This window comes from Paenibacillus vini (genome assembly GCF_018403325.1).
Taxonomy (GTDB): domain Bacteria; phylum Bacillota; class Bacilli; order Paenibacillales; family Paenibacillaceae; genus Fontibacillus; species Fontibacillus vini.
This window is the reverse complement of sequence record NZ_BOSL01000009.1, coordinates 18,691-40,243: the sequence shown is the minus strand read 5'-3', so window position 1 is coordinate 40,243 and position 21,553 is coordinate 18,691. Positions and strand designations below refer to the sequence as shown.

The window sequence follows — 21,553 nt, the reverse complement described above, 5'->3', positions numbered from 1 at the left end:
GGTTTCCTCCTATAATGCCGCGGCGGTTTCCGGTACGATCCAGCAATACGGATCGCCGAGCGCCGGGTCTCCATAATAGGCCAGCGAGGCCGAGCGGCAGCCGCCGCAAACAAATTTGTGCTCGCAAGTTCCGCAATTCCCCTCGGTTTTGGACTTGCGGTCGCGAATACCGGCAAGCAGCGGGGAATGATTCCATATCTCGTCAAACGTAGATTCCCTCAAGTTTCCCGCCGCCATCGGCAGTGTTACGCATGGGGTCACATTGCCTTCCACCGTAATTCTCGCCGTTACCCGGCCGGCTCCGCAGCCGATGTACATGGCGCCTTCTTTTGGAGGCAGCATCAAAGCGACCCGGCAGTCGTGCCAGTAGATTTTCATTCTGCCGGCATATTCCTCCTGCATCTCGATCCATTCCTCGATCACGCCTTTTAATTCCTCCGGCGATAGAGCCAAATCGCGGTCTCCCCGGCCCGTCGGTATAAATTCCGACAGATTCGCGCCGTTGGCTCCCAGCTCCGCCGCCAGCTTCACTACGTTTCTGCCGTCCCGGAAATTCAGCTTCGTCGGCGTATAACCTACGGTCACGCTGATTCCGTTGCGTACCAGGCATGCCACGGCCTCTACCGCTTTGTTGAACAATCCCGGTACTCCGCGGACCTGTTCATGCACCTCCGCCGTTGCACCGTCGATGCTGACGCAAACGCTCTGGATTCCCGCTTGCTTCAGTTTTCCGCACATCGTGTCGTTGATGACGGCACCGTTCGTTCCGACAGACACCATCATGCCGCGACCGCTTGCGCGTGAAGCGATCTGCATCCAGTCGGGGCGTAGCAGCGCCTCCCCTCCGGACAATCCCAAAATCAAAACACCGGCGTCCGCAAGCTGATCGACTACGGACAACGCCTCCTCCGTCGAAAACTCCATGGGATGAGCCAGTCCGGCTCCGGAATAGCAATGCACGCACTTGGCATTGCACCGTAGCGTAATTTCCCATACCAGGTAGAAAGGGGCTTTGAATTCGTCTTGAATCGTTGCAAGCACACTCACACACTTATCCTCCTTCCGTCAGATGACTGCCATATTTCTCCAACCCTGATCCAGCTGATTTCAAAGTAACACACCTTCTTTTTCCGCTCATCGTCCATTTGAAGTAGATAGGAGTGAAAAATCGCAAATCAAAATGTTACGGGGAGAACGAAAGAATAGGCGAAAACGGAATATGCCGGAAGAACGGATGAATATGCGAAAACGAAATGGGGGAGTTCCATGGGGGTTATATTGTGGGAAGAAGATATGGTGGGCGTGAGAGGTAATTAAAAACGGTAAGAGGACGTTTGGCGGAGGTATGCGGTAAGGTGCGAGAAGAAAGTTTGATGGAGATATGTGATAAGGTGCTAGGCAAAGGTTTGACGGAGGTATGCGGGAATGTGCGAGGCAAAGGTTTGATGGAGGTATGCGGGAATGTGCGAGGGGATAAGGTGCGAGGCGAAGGTTTGATGGAGCTAGGTGGTAACATGATCAGTTGAGTGAAGGATGGTGTTACGGGGGCGATATCCAAAAACTAGTTACTTGGTGTAGCGTCGGACTATCCCATGTATTTCTAACGGACACCACGGACGTTAAAATGCCCAAAATTGCTCTCTTTGAATTCTAACGGACACCAAAGACCTTAAATACGCTAAATCGGCCAATTTCTGACTCAATTTGAGCGATTAAGGTCACCTGTGTCCGTTAGCGGTTCAAAAGTCCGGATTTGTTACGTTTAACGGCTCCTGTGTCCGTTAGAATTAAGGCTGTGGCAAAAAGGTCATGCGACCACAACACACAGACGGTTAAAGCACATCTCTTGGTTAAGGCGCATCTCGTGGTTAAAGCATATCTCATGTTTAAAGCGCATTTCATGGGTAAAGCATATCCCATGTTTAAAAGCACATCGCTATGTTCGAAGTACGTCTCACGTTTAAAGCACATCTCTACGTATAAAGCATATCTAGCGGTTAAAAACACAGCGAGATATTTAAAACACCTCGCAGCTAGAGTACACCCTAAAAATCATACCAAGCGCCGCGGCAGTGTGATAAAGCAATATTCAGCTTAGGTTCCTTTTCCAGCAGCCTTAACTCTACCCTTCTCTTTCCAAAGGCAGCTTGGCATATTCCCCCATGGCCATGGAAACGGCCTCCATCCTTTTGTGAACACCAAGTTTGCTAAGCACATTGCGAATATGAGTGCGTACCGTGTTATAGGTGATGTTCATGCCGGTAGCAATTTCTTCCGTCGAATACCCTTGACACATATACCTTAAAACCCGCATCTCGCTAGGGGTGAGCCCGAAAGACGGCCACATCTCCTGCACTCGCTCCAACACCACATGAACCACCCGGTCCGTCGACTCCGATCCTCGGCTGATAAATACTGTTTTGGATACAGGGATCGCCCGGTTGCGAGCATTCAAATAGACATGGCGCTTTCCCAGATAACTTCCCATCGTTTTAGCCGCTTGATGGATCGGACAATCCTGATCGCAAACGCAGCGGCCCTGGGCATCGCAAAACAAGGAAAGTTCTCTGCACGGCATGCCAAGTGTTTTGGCGGCTCCAATCCCGGTCAACTGCTCCATCCCCCCATTCCAGGCTAGGATGATTCCCTTCGAATCGATCTCAAAAGCGGAATTCGACAATTTCTTGATCCAGACAACTGAGTCCCTGAGCTGTTCCTCTTGGCTGGCAGAGTTTATCATATTCTCACTCCTCACGTTGATCCCGCTCTTTAATGGTTTCCGACAGTATTGGCTTGGCCAAATCCTATATTTGCTTCATGATAGCAATTTTTTACTATATAAGGAAGAGGTGGAAATAAGGTGATTTTGTCGAATGCTGGCACCTGCAAAATTTCCAACAAAAAAAGAACCTTTGAACTCCCGCCGATACGGAAGTCAAAGATTCTTTACAATTTTATGTCATTTTAGTTGGATCAGATCGCAGGCATTACGTTTCCGCCATTGACCGGAATGTAAGCCCCGGTAATAAATCCGGCCAGATCGGATGCCAAAAAAGCGACCGCATTCGCGATATCCTGATCCTCACCTCTGCGCTTCAGAGGTACCTGTTCCACATAAGCGGCGTCATTCAGGTCGTGTGCACCGCGATCTTTTTCGCTGATCGTCCATCCCGGAGCAACCTGGTTTACGGTAATTTGATGCGCGCCTACCTCCTTGGCCAAGACGCGATACACGCCGTCCATCCCCCGTTTGCCTGCCGTATAGGCGGATTGGCTCGGGAAGTTTTGCATAGCGCACTCGGTATTGATCCCGATCATTCGTCCCCAACCTTTGTCGATCATCCCCGGAATAAAAGCTTTGGCCAAAAATACGTTCTGCATGACGCAGGATTCAAACTGGCTCACATAATCTTCCGGCGACTGTTCCAAAACGGAAGTCCATCCGTATTGCACAACGGCATTCGCAACCACGATATCGGGATCGCCAAGCTGCTCGCGAATCTGTGCCTTCATGTTCTCGATCTGCTCTTTTTTCGTAATGTCGCCTTGGACGATCATGGCTTGTCCACCGGCTTCTTCAATCTCTTGAAGCAATTCGCGTGCTTTTCCTGCGTTGCTCATATAATGGATGGCTACTTTCGCTCCGCACTGAGCCAATGTCCGGGTCATGATTCTGCCAAGCTGTCCTGTGGCTCCGGTAATCAGCGCGATTTTTCCCGTTAAGTCGATATTCAACACTGCCATGGTCTCCTCTCAAGCCTGTATTGTTACAGGGTTATGATGCTCCATTATTTCAATTCTGCAAAAACCCTTGGATTCCTGCCGCATTAGTTGGGCATCTTCTCTTCGCGTAATGAACACTGCAACTTTTATTAACTATTTTGCAATATATATATTGCATTTTGGTGATTATATTATTATAATTCAACCATAACCTTCAAAAAAGGAATTATACCCATGAAAGGGGTTTTGATCACGATGAAGTTATTCGCCAAAAACAAGCTGGTCGATGAGCGCATTCTCCATCTTAGAAACAAAATTTTCAAAGAGTCCTACTTGGTGGTAATGGTCATATGCAATCTTTCCTTATTCTTGAAAGTGCTGGTATTCCAGAGCGGTTGGGAGTCCTTTATAACCGAACTCGTGATTGTGTCGGCGGGCAATCTGTATTACACGATCCGTACCGTCATGCTCGGGATCTATTCTGACGAGGTCGAGGCTCACGATAACCGGAGTAAAATGTCCTACAGTCTCAAAAATATTTTGACCGGCCTCGGCATCGGCCTTGCGATCTCCTTGTTCTTCGGCATCCGCAGTGCGATTCTGTACGCAGACGGCACCTTCTTGAACCAAGCCTGGTATTTCTTCATTGTCTTTATGGCTTCGCTCATGATCTATCTGCCGTTCTTTATCGGCTTTCTTGCCGTCTCTCACTCCTTAGCTAACAAAGCAAGCAAAAAAGCCTCCGATGATGATCTGCTGGATTCTTGAAGAAAGGGATCGGATATAGCCTTATGAAAAATCTCAAGTTAAAGATGGCCCGGGTAGAAAAAGATCTGTCCCAGGATGAATTGGCCCAGCTGGTGGGCGTGTCCCGGCAAACGATCGGTCTTATCGAACTCGGCAAGTACAACCCGTCTCTCAGTTTATGCGTCGCTATCTGCAAGGCACTGTCCAGGACGTTAAATGATCTGTTCTGGGAAGAAGATTAAAGCGGGATTAACCCTCCCAACGCATAAAAAAAGGCCTGAGGCCTACGAATTCCTGCAATTAAACCAGGAGTTCCAGTAGGCTCTCGGGCCGGATCAATTTATATTTAGCTGGAATAGACTCGTGATTGTTACACCCCCACAGAGCCAGGGCAAAATCAACTCCCGCATCTCTGGCGCATTCGCAATCATAGATCGTATCACCGATATAAATGGAGCTTTTAGGATCCGAACCTGAAATCTCCAAATATTTTAGCAAAGGCTCAGGATTGGGTTTATGTTGTTCAGTATCCTCGGCGCAGACCTTGTAGGGTAAATACTCCATCAGCCCGAACGGTATAAAGTCATCTCTCAATTCCTCGCCCGTTTTGGAAGTTACGATTCCCTGTTTAAAATCCCTTTGACTCAGCGTCCTCAGCACTTGAGAAATCCCGTCAAATACGCTCATGGTGGAATAGAAATCCTTCATGTAACGGTTCCAGCGGTCATTAGCCTCTTCAATGTTGATGATACCGAGTCTGGGTAACGCTACAGCTCCCGGGATGCCCAGGACAAACCTCAGATCCTGCGTATCCATCTCGATCCCGTAATCGAGGGACAGCATTTTTTGCAGCGATCCCAGAACAGCGTGTTCCGTATCGATCAAAGTACCGTCAACGTCATAAATAATAGATGTGTACATCTTTTCTCATCCTCCCGCTATTGGTATGCCTTCCTTCAAACCTATTCCAGCATAAAAGATGAAATGGATTTCAGGTCAATCCCTAAATAGAGGAGCGAAGGATCATTTTATAAGGCGTCTCCACTTTGGCTTTGGATTTGATCATGGCCAGATCAAAAGCTTGTTCCCCGACCTTAACCAGTTGATGATCTAAGGTAGAAATGTCGAGTCCGACGCCGACCGGCTGATTTTCTTGCCCGATAATGGCCAGATCTTCCGGGATACTCAAGCCAACCGATCTGGCATACTTGTAGATTCCGCCGGCAACCTCATCCCCGTTCGCATATATTGCCGTCGGTCTCGGATTTATTCCGAGCAGCCGCTGGCCCGCCGCCATTCCGTCTTCAAAGCTGAAGCAATCGGACTGCCGGTAAACCGGATCAAACTGTCCGAACACCTTCTCATAGGCCGCAATCGTTTGACGGGTGCTGACGCTTTCGGTGCCCCGTGCGGTGGTAAAGGCGATGTTCCGGTGCCCCATCTTTTTTAACAATTGAAAAACTTCAAGATACGCGGCGTACCGGTCCATATAAGAGCAGCCGATTTCCGGATGTTCCGTATATTCGCAGGAAATCACCGATCCGTACTCGGTAAAAGGAAGGATATTCTCCCAAGGGTTGGCCCGCGACGTGATGATGATGGCGTCCAGCAATTTATTTTTCAGCATAAATAAGTGTTCGATTTCTTTATCCGGATTATATTTGGTGGGCAGCACCATGATTGCGTAATCGTTCTCCACGGACCGGTTGAGCACCCCGTGCAAAAGTTGATCGAATGCCTGATTATTCGTATAGGGGATAATGACCCCGATTTTCTTCGTCTCTCCGCGGATTAAATCGACGGCATTCCGGTTGGGTGTGTAGTTCATTTCTTCAATGACTTTCAGGACCGCGGTCCGCTTTTCTTCCGATACATATTTGTGATGGTTCAGCACACGGGAGACGGTAGATACGGATACGCCGGCCAGCCTGGCGATTTCATGGATATTTGCCATAGGGTTACTCTCTCCAGACGATATTTATAATGGTTCCTGAAAATAGTATAGCGCCCCGTGCCCTCCATATCTAATATTTGCGGTTGTTTACCTCCAATTCGGCGGTCACTTCGGTAAAGACGCTTTCCGGGGTGACGATTTTTTTCGGGAGCGTGCGTCCCTCCATCAATTCATTCACCGCCTGCATCAGGTTCGGTCCCAGGAGCGGGTTACATTCCACCACTGCATTAATTTTGCCTGCGATCATGCTCTCCAGCGCCCTGCGTGTACCGTCCACGGAAGTAATTACAATGTCCTTCCCCGGCTTCAGTCCGTATGCTTCAATCGCTTCAATCGCGCCCAGCGCCATATCATCGTTGTGGGCATACAACACCCCGATGCCGTCTCCGAACTCTTGCAGAAACGATTTCATAACTTCCCTTCCCTGCTCATGGGTAAAATCGGCGTATTCGCTCTGCAGCACCTTAAACTTGGCGTGCCCCTGAAGCGTATCCGCAAACCCTCGTCCCCGGTCGATGGAGGGGGTGGAGCCCGCTGTCCCTTTCAACTCCACAATGCCGACAGGCCCTTCCGTCCCGGCCATTTTGTCCACCAGGAATTTCCCTGCTTTTTCCCCTTCTTCATAAAAATCCGAACCGATGAGGGTCACATATTTCGACGCGTCTTCCACATCAACCGCCCGGTCCACAATAATGACCGGAATCCCCGCCTGCTGCGCCTCATCCAGAATCGGATCCCAGCCCGATTGAACGACAGGGGCGATCGCAATCACATCTACCTTACGGGAAATAAAGCCGCGGACCGCTTCAAATTGCTTCTTTTGCGACTGCTCCGCGTTTTCAAAAATGAGCTCGATTCCCGCCTCCTCCGCCGCCTCCTTGACCGATTGACTGTTGGCGTTGCGCCAGTCGCTCTCCGTGCCAAGCTGAGAAAAACCGAGCACAATTTGCCGTTTGCCCGTAGTGAGCTGCCCCTCCGCCGGCACCGTTCCGACCGTAGGAGTAAGGGGTGAATCGACACCGCCGGTACCGGCCCCTGTCTGTGAAGCCGGAGTCCCCGGCGATTCGCAGCCCGCCAAAATGGCAAATCCAGCCAATATGAGCAGCGTAAAAAGAGGAAGCAGGATATGTACTTGGAAACGTCTAGTATGTTGCGTTATGGAAGGCTTATGGGAATGCGCTTGGGATTGCGTTGTGAATAGTATTGAATAATGCTCTATATATTGCTTCGGGTTCTGTTCGCTCAAGCCGCTCGCCTCCCTGATCAAGTATCTATAAGCCATTCTTACCACAAGCCAGCCTTGGAGAAAAGAGCGAAAAAACCTGAGACTGGAGCATCAGGTTTTTTCTATCGGTAAACCGGGGTATCCGTAGAGCTCGGTCGGGGTTGACCAGGACCGGATTGGTCGTTGCCACCAATATTCACCCTTAGTCGATTTCCCCAGGCTGTTGCAGTTCCCTATTTGTAAGTCTCATTGGAATTTTTCCAATAAGAATAATGGAAAAGGGCAGCTAAGTGGATTTTCATTGGATAATTTCCAATGAGAATCACCGAAGAGAGGTGTTTTGGGGGAATCTTGGCTCCGGTCATTGGAAAAAGTCCAATCAACGAAGGGATTCCTTAGTTTCGAGCTAATTTCATTGGATAATATCCAATCATCGATTGAATACCTTGGAATCCATACCTAGCACCCTCGACCAGACATTGCCGAAATCAGCCTATTCCTAATCCACCCATTGCCTATATCCGCCCATACCTACCTTATTCCGAATCCATACTTACCCCAATTTCCTCAAATCTAGCCTATACTTTGCGCCAGTATCTCCCCATATTTAGCCAACTTAGCGCAAACTTCCATCCTCACCCCGAGCTTCGCCCCGTCAGGCGGCGCTCGCCCAGCAGCCTTTGCAGCAGGATGAACAGCAGCAGCAGCACGCCGATCACGATCCGCGTCCACCAGGAGCTGAGCGTCCCTTCAAAGCTGATGATCGTCTGAATGACGCCTTGGATCAGGACGCCGAAGAAGGTGCCCACCACGTATCCGACGCCGCCGGTGAGGAGTGTTCCTCCGATCACGACCGCCGCGATAACGTCGAGCTCCATGCCGTTGGCATGCAGTCCGTAGCCGGACAGCATGTAGAAGGTAAACACGATGCCCGCCAGCGCAGAGCAGAAGCCGCTAAAGCCGAACACCATCATTTTCGTGCGGGCCACGGGCAATCCCATTAACATCGAGGACGGCTCGCTGCCGCCGACGGCGTAGGTGTTGCGACCGAATTTCGTATAGTGGGCCAGATAGATGCCCATAGCTACCACGGCCAGCGCGATCAGGACGCTGATCGAAATGAAGCTTCCGCCCGGCAGTTTGATTTTCGTCTGAGCAACCGACGTGTAAAAAGCATTATCGATCGTTATCGTGTTAATGCTGATGACATAGCAGAGCCCCCGTGCGAGAAACATCCCCGCCAAAGTTACGATGAACGGCTGGATGTTAAAGTAATGGATAATCGCCCCCATGGCGGTTCCGAACAATACGCCGATGATCAAGACGAGCAGGATAACGATCATTGGCGGCCAGCCTTGCTGCAGCAGGCTCGCGGATACCATCGTCGTCAAAGCGATCATAGAGCCTACGGACAAGTCGATTCCACCTGAAACGATCACGAAGGTCATGCCGACAGCCGCGATCAGTAGGAAGGCGTTGTCGATCAACAGGTTAAGCAGCACCTGCATCGAAAAGAAACCCGTATAGCGGAAGGAACCGACGATAAAGATCAACAGAAACAGGCCGATCGTTACCCAGAGCGGAATGTACTGTCGTTTAAGCATGGCGTTTCACCTCCGGATTCGCGGTTTGCAAAGGACCGGCCTTCGGCCTACCGCGCAGCAACCCGCGGAACTTCTCGGACTGAACCAGGCAGACGGCCAGCACGACCAACGCTTTAACCACCAGCGTAATTTCCGGCGGAACGCCCACCATGTAGATCGTAGTCGTCAACGTCTGAATGATTAACGCACCGACCAGCGTACCCGCGAGATAGAAGCGCCCGCCGGTCAGGGAGGTCCCTCCGATGACAACGGCCAGAATCGCGTCGAGCTCATACCAGAGCCCGGCATTGTTGCCATCAGCGCTGGAAACGTTGGAGCTGAGAAGCAGCCCGGCGATGCCTGCGCACAAGCCGCAGAACATGTACACGGCCAGCATTACCGTCCGGGAGCGGACACCCGCGAGCCGGCTGGCCGTCGGCTTACAGCCGACCGCTTCAATAAACAGCCCGAGCGCGGTCTTCCGGGTGAGCAGCGAGGCGATCACGAACATCGCCGCGACGATAAAGATCGAAAACGGCAGCGTCAGCAGCGAGCCGGCCCCGATGTACTGATATTTCGGGCTGAGTACAGTAATGATCTGCCCGTTCGTAATCAATTGAGCGATGCCCCGTCCGGCCACCATCAGGATTAAAGTGGCGATAATCGGTTGTATGCCGATGCGGGCCACGAGAAATCCGTTCCAAAGGCCGAGCGCAGCCGATAAAACAAGCGCAATGCCTACCGCTCCAAGCACGGCGACCAGGCCGTTTTGATCGTTTGCGCGGCTGATGCTGAGACAGGCCATCGCTCCCGTGATCGCCACGACCGAACCGACAGACAGGTCGATCCCGCCGGTAGCGATCACCAGTGTCATGCCGATCGCTACCAGAATGAGCGGTGAGCCAAAGTTCAATATATCAATCAGGCTACCGTACAGGTGGCCATCCCGCATTTTAATGGAGAAAAAATCCGGCGAATAGATCAAATTAAATAACAATAACACCACAAGCACCATCAATGGCCAAAACAAACGATGCTTCATCATCCCTTATCCCCTCCTGCAATCGCCTGCATCACCAGCTGCTGGTTCATTTCCGTTCCCGTCATTTCCTTCACCTTCCTGCGATCTCTCAACACGGCGATCCGATGACTCACCCGCAGCACTTCTTCGAGCTCGGAAGAAATAAAGATGACCGACATTCCCTTCTGCGCAAGTGAGAGCACCAGCTTCTGGATTTCCGCCTTCGCCCCGATGTCGATCCCCCGGGTCGGCTCATCCAGGATGAGCAGCTTCGGCTCCGTCAGCAGCCAGCGGGCGAGTAGTACCTTTTGCTGATTCCCACCGCTGAGATGACGGATCAGTTGCTCCGAGTCCCGCGGATTAATGTTCAGCAAGGAAATATACTCCTCCGCAATCTCCTCCTGCCGTTTGCGCGGGATTCTCCGGAACCAGCCTTTGGAGGCCTGCAGCGCCAACACGATATTCTCCCGAACCGTCAAGTCGTCGATAATACCTTCCGTCTTCCGGTTCTCGGAACAAAAGGCGATGCCCTGATCGATCGCCTGCCTTGGCGTATGAATACTCCCGGCACCGCTTCCCGCTAAACGGAGACTGCCCTTGTCCGGCCGGTCCGCCCCGAAGAACAGCCGGGCCATTTCGGTTCGCCCCGAGCCCAGCAGTCCGGCCAGGCCGAGAATTTCCCCCTGATGGATCCGCAAGTCGAACGGCTCAATCGCACCCTGCCGGCCAAGCCCTTCCGCTTCCAGCATTACGACGTCATCCTTCTTATCGTTGCTGTCCGACTCATTCGATAGCGTCTCAAGCTTCTCCAGCATCACCAGCTCTTTACCGATCATCTTCGAGACCAGCTCGATTCTCGGCAAGTCCGCAGCGAGGTATTCCCCGACGAATTCTCCGCCCCGCAAAATCGTAATCCGATCCGAAACCTCATACACCTGATCCAGAAAATGTGTGACGAACAGAATGGCCAGCCCATCCTGCTTCAGCTTTCTCATGATGTCAAACAACTGCCGGACCTCGCTTTGATCCAAGCTGGAAGTCGGTTCATCCAGAATCAGTACCTTGGCGGATATGCTGAGCGCCCTGGCGATCGCAATCAACTGCTGCACCGCCACCGAATAGGATTCCAGAGGCTGGGTCACGTCGATCTGAAGATGAAGCCTTTCCTGCAGCAGCCGTTCGGCATTCCGGTTCATTTCTTTCCAGCGAATCCGGCCCAAGCGGCAGGGTTCGTTGCCGATATAAATATTCTCCGCGACGGACAGATTCGGGCACAGATTCACCTCCTGGTATACGGTGCTGATCCCCGCCCGCTGCGCTTCTTGGGGACTGTGCACCGCAATGGCATGTCCTTCCATCTCCACGCTTCCCTGATCGGCGGTATAGACGCCGGTAAGCACTTTGATCAGCGTCGACTTGCCCGCTCCATTTTCGCCCATCAAGGCATGCACCTCTCCGGGAAACAGACGAAAATCCACTCCGCTCAAGGCTTTCACTCCGGGAAACTGCTTTTGAATCCCGGTCATTTGCAATATCGGTTGCAGTTCCTTCATTCTGCTCTTCTCCCCTCCAAGAGAACAGGCAGCCCCGGCGAAGCCCAAACGCCCGCGCGAAGCTGCCCTCCTCCTGTTACTTGCCATATCTTAATGCAGAACCATTTCGAACAAACAATTTCTTAATATTGGCGATTCGGCAGTTCCCGTTTCGCATCCTCGGAAGTAAATACGCCTTCTTCCGTAACGATCCGCTTCTCCACTTCCTTGCCGTCAACCACATCCTGCACCGCTTGCATCAATTGCGGACCGAGCAGCGGATTACATTCCACGATAAAATTGATTTTGCCTTCGCTGGCTGCAACGAATCCGTCTTTTACTCCATCGACAGTAATAATCTTGATGTCTACGCCCGGCTTAAGTCCGGCCGCTTCAATGGCCTGAATCGCTCCAAGACCCATGTCGTCGTTATGTGCATACAGCACGTCGATCTTCTTATTAGCCTTCAGGAACGCCTGCATAACTTCTTTACCTTTGGCCCGAGTGAAATCGCCGGTTTGCGATGCGATCACCTTCAGATTCGGATTCGACGCAATCACCTCGGCAAAGCCCTTTTGCCGGTCGATGGCTGGCGCGGACCCTGTCGTCCCTTGCAGTTCAACGATATTAATTTCTTCCGTGGAATCCTTATATTGATCCACTAGCCATTGGCCGGCACGGCGTCCTTCTTCAACGAAGTCGGAACCGATGAACGTTTCATACAGCGAGGTGTCGGCCGAATCTACGGCACGGTCGGTCAAAATGACCGGGATGCCCGCATCCTTCGCTTCTTTCAACACGGTGTCCCAACCGGACTCCACGACCGGAGAAAAGGCGATGACATCCACTTTTTGCTGAATGAATGTACGAAGGGCTTTGATCTGGTTCTCTTGCTTTTGCTGCGCGTCGGAGAATTTCAGGTCAAATCCGGCTTCTTTGGCCGAATCCTGGACCGATTTCGTGTTGGCCGTTCTCCAGCCGCTTTCGGCTCCTACCTGCGAGAATCCGAGCGTGATTTTCTTATTGGATGACGTATCCTTTTGCTCCCCATTGCTCTCCGCATTGGTTTGCTTTACCTGATTTCCCCCGTTTGCAGGCTCCTTGTCATTTCCTCCAGCCCCGTTCCCCCCGCCGCAAGCTGCCGAGAACAGCAGCATCAATGAAGCGGCCAGGATCAGGCCCGATCTTCTAAATGAATTCATCTTGTTTCCTCCCCTTTTTTGGTTCACCATAGCCTGGCGTGACTCGATTATAAAACGCTTCCAATTTAGGAGGATACGGAGTTTCATCGCTTGTCGATGGCCTTTTTTGGGCGGATTTTCTTACAGAACATGATCTTGGTTTGTTTTTTTGCGCCAATAGTTCAATTTTTTATTAATGATTGCGTTTTCATAGGCGATCCTTCATAATTTGGAACAAAAGAGAAGGTTTTGCATTGCCGATGCCGACATCCTCCTTCGAAAGGCAGACGTCCGATGAAACTGATCAACTGGATCTCCTCCAGCCTGCGCGCCAAGCTGTTGATGATGTTCCTGTGCTTAACCGTCATCCCGTTAATTGGAATCGGGTTGGTTTCTTATCAGAAATCGTACAATACCGTTTATGAAAATAGTAAAGCCAGCGCCGTGCTCACCGCAGACCAGCTGGCTCAAAACCTGGAAACCCTGTTCATCGACAGCGGCAAATTGCTGGAACTCGGGAGTCACCCGAGAGTGCTCCATTTTCTATATTCGCAAAATGATACCTATGAAGATGCCAAAGAGATTTTGAGAACGATAGATTCGTACCGCCAAACCTACAAATATGAGAGCGTTCTCAACATTACGATGATCAATTTGTACGGACGGGGCATCAGCGAACGGCGCGGCGTCTTCCAACTCGACAAAAATCCGCTGCGCAATCCTCACTTCACCTATTTGATCAACCACCCTGATTCCGTGCTCAACATTCCTCCGCTTGACTCTCAGCCGCTGGACCGGGTGGACGGTTTGCAGGAAAAGCCGGGGATCTCCATTATGGCTGCCGTAAAACAAAGGATTACGCATGAGGTAATCGGCTTTATCATTATTGACTTGGACGATTCCGAGGTGGGCCGGTTTTGCGACGAGGTGATCATTGGCGAAACGGGATTTTTTTATGTAATCGATGCCAGCGGCCGTCCGATATTCACCCCTTCCCGGCTGGACCGGGACAACATTCTTCCGGATAGCGACATGCTCGCCTCCTTGGCCTCCGGCACTTTGAGCAGTTACGTCGATAAATCGAAGGGCGTCCCGAAGTTCATTTTCGCTTCTTCCTCACAAGCCACCGGATGGAAAATCATCGGTCAGGTTCCTTTGCAAGAAATCGTCAAAGAGGCCGATTCGATCCGTCAGCTCATTATCGTCAGTGTGGCGCTCAGCATTCTTTTTGCCGTATCGCTGCATTTCTTCATATCCTCCCGGCTCACTCGTCCGCTGAAGCTCCTGAAGAATAAAATGAAGCTTGCGGCGTCCGGTTTTCTCGAATCGAAGGTCACGCCGTCGGGCAAGGATGAAATCGCCGATCTGGGACGAAGCTTCAACATTATGCTTGGAAAAATAAAAAGCCTGCTCGAACAAAACATACGGGAGCAGGAGGAAATCAAAAAGGCGGAGCTACGGGCGCTGCAAGCCCAAATCAACCCTCATTTTCTTTACAATACGCTGGATTCGATTCTCTGGATGGCGGAAGCGGGAAAAAACGACCGGGTCATCACCCTCGTGGAATCGCTCTCCCGGCTGTTCCGGATCAGCCTCAGCAAAGGACGGGACTGGATCACGCTGGAAAAAGAAATCGAGCATGTGCATAGCTATCTGGTCATCCAGCAAATGAGGTACCGCGACATTCTCGATTATGAAATCGAAACGGACCCGGAGCTACGGTCTTGTTCTGTCCTCAAAATGACGCTACAGCCAATCGTAGAAAATGCGCTTTACCACGGTATCAAAAACAAACGCGGCAAAGGACTGATCAAGGTCAGCGCCAGGAAGACGGAAACGAACGAGCTCCTGCTCACAGTCCGGGACAATGGCTGCGGAATGACACCCGAGAAATTGGAGCAGCTGCAGCGCAATTTGCTTAACCGCCGGATGCCTGCGGAAACCGGAGAAGAGGTGTCGGGCGGATTCGGGCTCCATAATGTGCATCAGCGGATCAAGCTTTTTTACGGAGATCAATACGGGGTGCGGATCGACAGCGTTCCGCAAGAGGGTACGATCGTAACCATTTCAATTCCGATGAAAGCGGGGGATTAACGGATGAAGAAAGTACTGCTCGTCGACGATGAAATTCTCATCAGAGAAACGATTCGGGACTGCATTCATTGGGAACGGGAAGGGTTTCAGTATTTGGGAGACGCCTCTGACGGCGAAGTGGCCCTTCCGATGATCGAGCAGATGCAGCCCGATATTCTGATCACGGATATCAAGATGCCGTTCATGAACGGGCTTGAGTTGAGCAAAATCGTACGCAGCAGGATGCCCGACGTGAAAATCATTATTTTAAGCGGGCACGGGGAGTTTGAATATGCAAGGAAGGCGCTCAGCATGGGTGTCGTGGAATATTGTCTCAAACCGATCAGCTCCTCGGATCTGATGAGGCTGCTTCGCCGGGTTAGCGACAAAATCGACAAGGAACGAAGCGAAAAAGAACAGTTGGCGGGCCTGATGCAGCGGGAGCACGAGAAAACCGAACTTTCCCGGCAAAAGCTGCTTAACGATTTGTGCGGGGGGCTGCTGTCAACGACGGAGGCGATCCAAACCGCGGAGGCCTTATCCCTCCGGCTGGTGGCACGCTGGTATGCCGTCGTCCTTATGGATCTGCGTCTTTCCCCGGAGAATAGTCATGATCTGGATGTCCCTTTATCGGCGCTGAAACAGTATGTCGAAGACGGACGCGAGCAAATTTTGGAATACCGCTCCAGTCTCACGAAGACGGTCTGGATCGTAAAAGGCGACAACAAGGAAACGTTGGAGCTTTTCCTGCGGCCATTCCGGGAGATGCAGAACAAGCTTGAGACAGAGTCTCATTACTGTGAGATATCCCTTGGAATCGGATCGGCGCAAGAGCGCCTTCAGGGGATTCATCTTTCTTTTCTGGAGGCGGAGGAAGGTCTTCACTGGCAGCGCCTCTCACGGCAAAATCGGAAGAATTTGCTGGAAGCGACCCGGAGTTCGATCCATCACAGCATTTTCCTAGACCGTCAGGCGTTTATCCGGTTTCTCAAAATCGGAACTCCCCGTCAGTTGGAATCATTCATTCCCGAGTTTGCTTCCGCGCTTGCTCCGATCGACTGGAACGCTTCGCTCACCGGCTATTATCTATTAAACGATCTTACGCTCGAGGTATTTAAAACCGCCGAGGAATGGTACCGGGGATCTGAAGCTGACGGACAACGGCTTGTTGATTTTCAGCAATCGATCGAATCGATCCGCAACTGGGGTGAGGCTTGTCATTATTTAATCCGGCTGGTAGAGCAATTCTGGCATTGGCGTTCTCATTCTTCCGACCGCTATGCTCATCTGCTGCTCCGGGTTAAGGAATACATTACGTCCAATTACGATAAGGACCATATTTCACTGCAGGATGCCGCTGAATCCATCAACATGAGTCCCAGCCATCTCAGCAAAATATTCAGTCAGGAAACGGGACAGACGTTTATCGAGTTCCTGACGCAGACACGCATCAATAAAGCGATGGAGCTGCTTCAATCTACTCAAGCCAAAACCTATGAAATTGCCTTTCAGGTCGGTTATAGCGATCCGCATTATTTTTCCAACCTGTTCAAGCGGGTCACCGGGATGACGACGACGGAATTCCGCAAGCAAGGCGCATCGTCTACGGCCGCGGTGTCTTTCGGTCTGGCGGAAGGAGAGCAAGATGAACGCGCTTCGTTTTTTGCGTAATTTCAAGTTATTTGGCTTGGCTTTGGGACTGATCGTCGCATTGACGATAGCGTTGGCTGGATGCCAAGGGCAGTCTGCTTCCGAAGGGAAGCAGATAACGATGCATACGTCGGGTTCTTCTGGTGGAGGCTCTGGGACAGGAGGAGGCATAACTTCGGAAACGGAGTTAAGGTTATCTTCTAAAGGCCTCCCAGGATCAGTCGCCACTCCGGCCGCCAACTCGGCTCGCTTATCCGAGTCTCCTTCGGAAGCGTCCATGGACCAGACGCCGCTATATACCTTCGGCATCATTTACCCGATGGCGCATCCTTTTTATGAAGAGATCACCCGCTTGACGGAAGAAGCCGCTTCCCCGGAGAGGGTCCGGCTGGTCGTCAAAGCGCCGGAAGTCGTAAACCTGGAGCAGCAAATCCATATGATGGAGACGATGATCCAGCAAAAAGTGGACGCTATCGCCATCTCGCCTATCGATTCATCAGCGCTGGGCCCTGTGATCGATAAGGCGGTTCAAGCCGGTATCCCCGTCATCTGCTTCGAATCGGACGTACCGAACAGCAAGCGGTCATCCTACATCGGTACGGATAACGTCGATGCCGGGGTTCAAATGGGCAAAATCATCAAGCAAATGACAAAAAACAAGGGCATGATTCTGGTGGAATCCGGCGTGCAGCGGATGGAGCTTCATCAGAGGCGCCTTCAAGGACTTCTGGATTATCTGCGTGACGAAACCCGCATTCAAGTGCTTGAAGTCCGGCATAACGAAGGCGACAGCGACAAAGCGCTAACCGACCTTGAAGCCATGATTGATGCTCATCCGCATTTTGATGCCTTGGTATCCGTAGACCTCATCTCCAGCTCCAATTCGGTCCTGGTCTGGAAAGCCAAAGGCCTGAACCGCTACGCCGCCGCCTTCAACATGACGCCCGAAATGAAAGAGAGCCTGCGCAACGGCCAGATCACCTCGGTTCTCTCTCAGAACGAGGAAAGCTGGGGCCGACTCCTGATCGACCATCTCCTGCAAGCGGCCCGGGGCGAAACCGTCCCCCCTTTCACCGATACCGGCAAGGTGGTCATCAATAGCTCCGCTCCCTAAGGGGAGGAGCGGTGAGGTGCGAGAGGACGAAGTAATTAGGGGGCTGGACGAATAGGGCCGGGCTCTGAGTAGGGTTGGGTTGTTCGGCGAGGCTGGGTGTGTTGGATGGATGGGACTGCGGGTAGTGGGAGTAGCTTAAGCTCAGAGGTGATAGTTACTTGTTTGGCGGTGCAGCTCGTGTGAGCTCGGGTGCATAGAAGCATCAGAGCACTAGTTACTTGTTCGGCGGTGTCGCTCGGGTGAGGTGGATGGATGCGGGTTGCTGGGGAGTGGAAGTAACTTTAACTAAGAGTAAATCTATTAGCGCCCGGATGGTAAAATTAACTGGAAAAACTACAGTTAATTTATCGAATAAGGCATTGTTGCACGATTTAACTGGAAAAACTGCAGCTATTTCGGGACCAATTTGACGAATCGGGAGAAATCGGTCTGATTAGATGTATGTTTTACAGCTAATTCTTAAAAAATCGATTTAAAGCACAATTTAACTGTAGGTTTTACAGTTAATTATCCTGTGAAGCGCAAAATTTCGCGCTCAGCGAAGTCAAAGTCAAAGGCCGCTTCGTCAGCCGACAACTTGTCGGACGAAGCGGCCTTTGAAGTGATGCGAGCCGGACTGGCAGCTGCGCAAGGGTTCCCTCGGCGTGCTGCGCTGCAAGGTCGCAGCACGCGTGCCAGGCTAGCGGAACAGCGCCAGCAGCTGTTCCGCGCTTAGCTCGGCGGTCGACGCGAGCAGCAAGTCGGCCTCGCCGAGCCGGTCGGCGCTTCCGATGCCGACCGACTTCATCCCGGCGGCGTTGATCGCCGCGATGCCTGCGGCCGCATCTTCAACGCCGACGCAGTTCTCCGGCGGTACGCCGAGGAGCTCCGCCGCCCGGAGAAATATCTCCGGGTCCGGCTTGCCCTTGCGGACGCCCGCAGGGTCCGCCACCGCCTGGAACAAGGAGCCGGCGTCCAGCCGCTCCAGGATCAGCGGGGCGTTGTGGCTGGCCGAGGCCAGCCCAACGGCGATCCCCCGCTCGCGCAACGCGGTCAGCAGCTCACCAATGCCCGGCAGCAGATCGCCGGGCGTCAGCTGACCGATCAGCTCGCGGTAGCGATCGTTTTTCCGCGCAGCGACGTCTTCCTTTTCCGCGGCGGTCCAGGAACGGCTGCTTTTCTCCAGCAGGATGTCCAGCGATTCGCTCCGGCTAACGCCCTTTAACCGCTCATTGACGTTCCGGTCAAATGGAATGCCAAGTTCGTCCGCAAGCTCCTTCCAGGCAAGGTAATGATACTCCGCCGTGTCCGTAACCACGCCGTCCAAGTCAAAAATTACTGCCTCCAGCCGCGCGGCCAGGGACATTACAATTTTCTTCCCGGGCGGCAAATGGACCAGCTCTCCCTTATGGCGAATTGTAAAAGCATCACCTTCAAGCAGCGTGTACGCCACTTCATCGTGCCCTATGCAAACCTCCAGCAATCTGCCGCGGTTCGCCACTTTGAACCGGCAGTTCTTCCACTGCGGCGGCAGTACAGGCGAAAACGAAAGGATGCCGTCCCCGTACAGCCTCAGACCGCCGAATCCGTTGACGACCGACATCCAGGAGCCCGCCATCGCGGCGGTATGGAGACCATCTTTTACATTCCGATTGACGTCGTCCAAATCCATCCGCACCGTGCGGTTAAAATATTTGTAAGCCTCCTCCAGATCACCGATCTCAGCGGACACGATACTATGAATGCAGGGCGATAAGGAGGAATCATGAGTGGTCAGCGGCTCGTAATACCGGTAATTCCGGATTTTATCGGCCAAAGTGAACCGGTCTCCGAGCAAAAACATCGCCATCACAAAGTCGGCTTGCTTCAGTACCTGATGGCGGTAAATCACGAGCGGATGGTAATGCAGCAACAGCGGGTATTTATCCGCTGGCGTGCCCGCAAAATCCCACTTTTTCTTCGATAAAAACGTATCGTCCTGCGCATAAATCCCGAGTTCCTCATCAAAAGGAACAAACATAAGATTCGCCGCTCTCTTCCATTCCGTCATCTCGGTGTCCGTAAGTCCGATTTCCCGCTGCAGACGAGCGTAATGCTCCGGATAGCTCTTCCGCAGCAGGTCCGCCGTTTCGCAGGCATAATTCAACTGTTCCCGGACCAACAGGTTCGTGTAGGCGTTGTTATTGACGATGGCCGTGTACTCGTCCGGTCCGGTTACGGCATCGATGCAAAACGCCCCGCCCCGAGCCGGGTTAAAGTGACCGAGATCGACCCAGAACCTGGACGTCTCAAACAGAATCTCTGCACCTTTCTCCGCTAGAAAATCCAAATCCCCCGTCGCCAGCACATACTGCCGAATTCCGTAAGCGATATCCGCATTAACGTGCGCTTGCGCCGTTCCCGCCGGAAAATAAGCCGAATTCTCCTCACCGGCGATCGTACGCCAAGGATATAGCGCCCCTTTTTGCGACATCTCCGCCGCGCGTTCCCGCGCTTTGTCCAGTGTCACATAGCGAAACTCCAGCAATGCCCGGGCAATCTCCGGCTGGGTGAACGTAAAGAAAGGCAGCATGTACATTTCCGTATCCCAAAAATAATGCCCCTCGTACCCTTCGCCGGTCAGCCCTTTGGCCCCGATATTGGTAACCCCGTCCCGCCCCACCGACTGCAGCAAGCCGTAGGCATTGAACCGCATTCCCTGCTGAAGCGCGGGGTCGCCTTCAATCTCCACATCTCCCCGGCTCCAGAACCGGTCCAAAAAGACACGCTGTTCAGCAGCTAGCGCCTCAAAACCCGCTTGCTCTGCGTCCGTCAGCACCTTGATGTTACGGGGGACGAGTTCCTCCTCCGGGTAGTCCTTGGAGGTGTGGTAAGCAATATACTTGGTGAGCCGCGCCGTCCCCCCGGTTTCGAGCGGAAACACATACTGTATTCCTTTGCGTGGACCATCCGCGACCACTCTATTTTCCACTTCTCCCGGAGCATCCATGGAGTGTCTTATTCCCGTCACCAGCGAAAATCCGGTGTTCCTCGTCCGATGCTTCATCCAGCATCCGGCCGCTTCCCTGCCGCTCTGTTCCAGCAGCAGGCTCGGCTCCAGGCGCCGCGCCCCTACCCTCGGATCGCCCGGAGAACCTCCTTCCGCTCCCGCGACCTCTCCGTTAATCAGCGAGATCAACCTCAGCTCTCCATCAAAATTGAGCGCCGTAACTTCATAACAGATCGCAGCCAGATGCTTGCGCTGCAAGGCGACGAGACGCCGGATCCTGATCATGACCCGATGGCCGGCCGGCGATTCCCATTCCACCTGCCGATGCAGCTGCCCCCCCTTCATATCCAGCACCCTGCTGTGTATGTGGGCGGTCCCGCTCTGCAAGCTGAAGGGGTATCCTTCAATCTCAAGCCGCACGATTTTGGCATCAGGCACATTCAGCATCGCATGGTTGCGCGCCGGATATCCGTAAGCACCTTCAGGGTAATGGATCGGCTCGGAATCATAAAATCCATTCAAATAGGTGCCGGTAACCGAGCCGCCCTCCGTTCCATGGTACCCTTCTTCAAAATTGCCGCGCATTCCGATATAACCGTTTCCGAGGGCAAAAACACTCTCATTTCTCTGGTGGTTTTTCTCCGAATATTCCTCTTCCCGGATATGCCACGCTTCGTAAGGATACAAAGCTTCCGAGTGCGTTCCCTGCTCCATGTTGTTCTTGGTTTTCATCGCTATGAGGCTCCTCCCGAAACGAAACTGGTTTCTCGTACAAACAACGA

Annotated in this window: 16 protein-coding genes; 5 read left to right on the top strand and 11 right to left on the bottom strand. The window is 52.4% G+C overall.

The features are described 5' to 3' along the window. Nucleotides 1-9: 9 nt before the first annotated feature. From KJS57_RS14640 to KJS57_RS14630, 3 genes are all read right to left on the bottom strand, one after another. Complete coding sequence (locus KJS57_RS14640) at nt 10-1,047, bottom strand: radical SAM/SPASM domain-containing protein (protein ID WP_213655381.1); 1,038 nt, start codon at nt 1,045-1,047, stop codon at nt 10-12. A gap of 1,075 nt (nt 1,048-2,122) precedes the next feature. Next, nucleotides 2,123-2,740 (bottom strand): helix-turn-helix domain-containing protein, encoded by a 618-nt coding sequence (locus tag KJS57_RS14635; RefSeq protein WP_213655380.1) that lies wholly within the window; start codon nt 2,738-2,740, stop codon nt 2,123-2,125. A gap of 233 nt (nt 2,741-2,973) precedes the next feature. Then, complete coding sequence (locus tag KJS57_RS14630) at nt 2,974-3,735, bottom strand: SDR family NAD(P)-dependent oxidoreductase (protein ID WP_211022150.1); 762 nt, start codon at nt 3,733-3,735, stop codon at nt 2,974-2,976. A gap of 222 nt (nt 3,736-3,957) precedes the next feature. Between KJS57_RS14630 and KJS57_RS14625 the strand changes: the two genes are divergently transcribed. Continuing rightward, nucleotides 3,958-4,491 (top strand): DUF6773 family protein, encoded by a 534-nt coding sequence (locus KJS57_RS14625; RefSeq protein WP_244861557.1) that lies wholly within the window; start codon nt 3,958-3,960, stop codon nt 4,489-4,491. 23 nt (nt 4,492-4,514) lie between these two features. Continuing rightward, nucleotides 4,515-4,712: a helix-turn-helix transcriptional regulator gene (locus KJS57_RS14620; RefSeq protein WP_211021561.1), complete on the top strand. Its 198-nt coding sequence runs from the start codon at nt 4,515-4,517 to the stop codon at nt 4,710-4,712. A gap of 58 nt (nt 4,713-4,770) precedes the next feature. Here the strand turns inward: KJS57_RS14620 and KJS57_RS14615 are convergent, their stop codons facing one another. The 7 genes from KJS57_RS14615 to KJS57_RS14585 all read right to left on the bottom strand — a co-directional run bounded on the left by KJS57_RS14615 (nt 4,771) and on the right by KJS57_RS14585 (nt 12,987). Continuing rightward, nucleotides 4,771-5,391: an HAD family hydrolase gene (locus KJS57_RS14615; RefSeq protein WP_213655379.1), complete on the bottom strand. Its 621-nt coding sequence runs from the start codon at nt 5,389-5,391 to the stop codon at nt 4,771-4,773. 82 nt (nt 5,392-5,473) lie between these two features. Further along, nucleotides 5,474-6,424, bottom strand: coding sequence for a LacI family DNA-binding transcriptional regulator (locus tag KJS57_RS14610; protein ID WP_213655378.1), 951 nt, complete (start codon nt 6,422-6,424; stop codon nt 5,474-5,476). A 70-nt stretch (nt 6,425-6,494) separates the two neighbouring features. Further along, nucleotides 6,495-7,670 carry an ABC transporter substrate-binding protein gene (locus tag KJS57_RS14605; RefSeq protein ID WP_244861555.1) on the bottom strand — a complete coding sequence of 392 codons (1,176 nt, stop codon included), beginning with the start codon at nt 7,668-7,670 and terminating at the stop codon, nt 6,495-6,497. 614 nt (nt 7,671-8,284) lie between these two features. After that, nucleotides 8,285-9,253: a galactofuranose ABC transporter, permease protein YjfF gene (gene yjfF, locus KJS57_RS14600; RefSeq protein ID WP_213655376.1), complete on the bottom strand. Its 969-nt coding sequence runs from the start codon at nt 9,251-9,253 to the stop codon at nt 8,285-8,287. Then, the gene (locus KJS57_RS14595; RefSeq protein WP_213655375.1) at nt 9,246-10,277 is read right to left on the bottom strand and encodes an ABC transporter permease; all 1,032 of its coding nucleotides are present in this window, start codon (nt 10,275-10,277) and stop codon (nt 9,246-9,248) included. The genes yjfF and KJS57_RS14595 overlap by 8 nt, the downstream gene beginning before the upstream one ends. Continuing rightward, nucleotides 10,274-11,806, bottom strand: coding sequence for a sugar ABC transporter ATP-binding protein (locus KJS57_RS14590; protein ID WP_213655374.1), 1,533 nt, complete (start codon nt 11,804-11,806; stop codon nt 10,274-10,276). The genes KJS57_RS14595 and KJS57_RS14590 overlap by 4 nt, the downstream gene beginning before the upstream one ends. Before the next feature lie 122 nt (nt 11,807-11,928). After that, nucleotides 11,929-12,987 carry an ABC transporter substrate-binding protein gene (locus KJS57_RS14585; protein ID WP_211021554.1) on the bottom strand — a complete coding sequence of 353 codons (1,059 nt, stop codon included), beginning with the start codon at nt 12,985-12,987 and terminating at the stop codon, nt 11,929-11,931. A 273-nt stretch (nt 12,988-13,260) separates the two neighbouring features. On the opposite strand from KJS57_RS14585, the gene KJS57_RS14580 reads away from it, so the two are divergent. Genes KJS57_RS14580 through KJS57_RS14570 form a run of 3 tightly spaced genes read left to right on the top strand, consistent with a single transcriptional unit; the run spans nt 13,261 to nt 17,803 of the window. Then, on the top strand, nt 13,261-15,060 hold the full coding sequence (locus KJS57_RS14580) for a sensor histidine kinase (protein ID WP_213655373.1): 1,800 nt from the start codon (nt 13,261-13,263) through the stop codon (nt 15,058-15,060). Nucleotides 15,061-15,063: 3 nt separating this feature from the next. Further along, nucleotides 15,064-16,710, top strand: a complete 1,647-nt coding sequence (locus KJS57_RS14575) for a response regulator (protein WP_213655372.1) — start codon at nt 15,064-15,066, stop codon at nt 16,708-16,710. Further along, on the top strand, nt 16,685-17,803 hold the full coding sequence (locus tag KJS57_RS14570) for a sugar ABC transporter substrate-binding protein (RefSeq protein WP_244861554.1): 1,119 nt from the start codon (nt 16,685-16,687) through the stop codon (nt 17,801-17,803). The genes KJS57_RS14575 and KJS57_RS14570 overlap by 26 nt, the downstream gene beginning before the upstream one ends. A 679-nt stretch (nt 17,804-18,482) precedes the next feature. On the opposite strand, the gene pgmB is transcribed toward KJS57_RS14570, so the two are convergent. Beyond that, nucleotides 18,483-21,503 carry a beta-phosphoglucomutase gene (gene pgmB, locus KJS57_RS14565; RefSeq protein WP_244861553.1) on the bottom strand — a complete coding sequence of 1,007 codons (3,021 nt, stop codon included), beginning with the start codon at nt 21,501-21,503 and terminating at the stop codon, nt 18,483-18,485. Nucleotides 21,504-21,553: the final 50 nt, after the last annotated feature.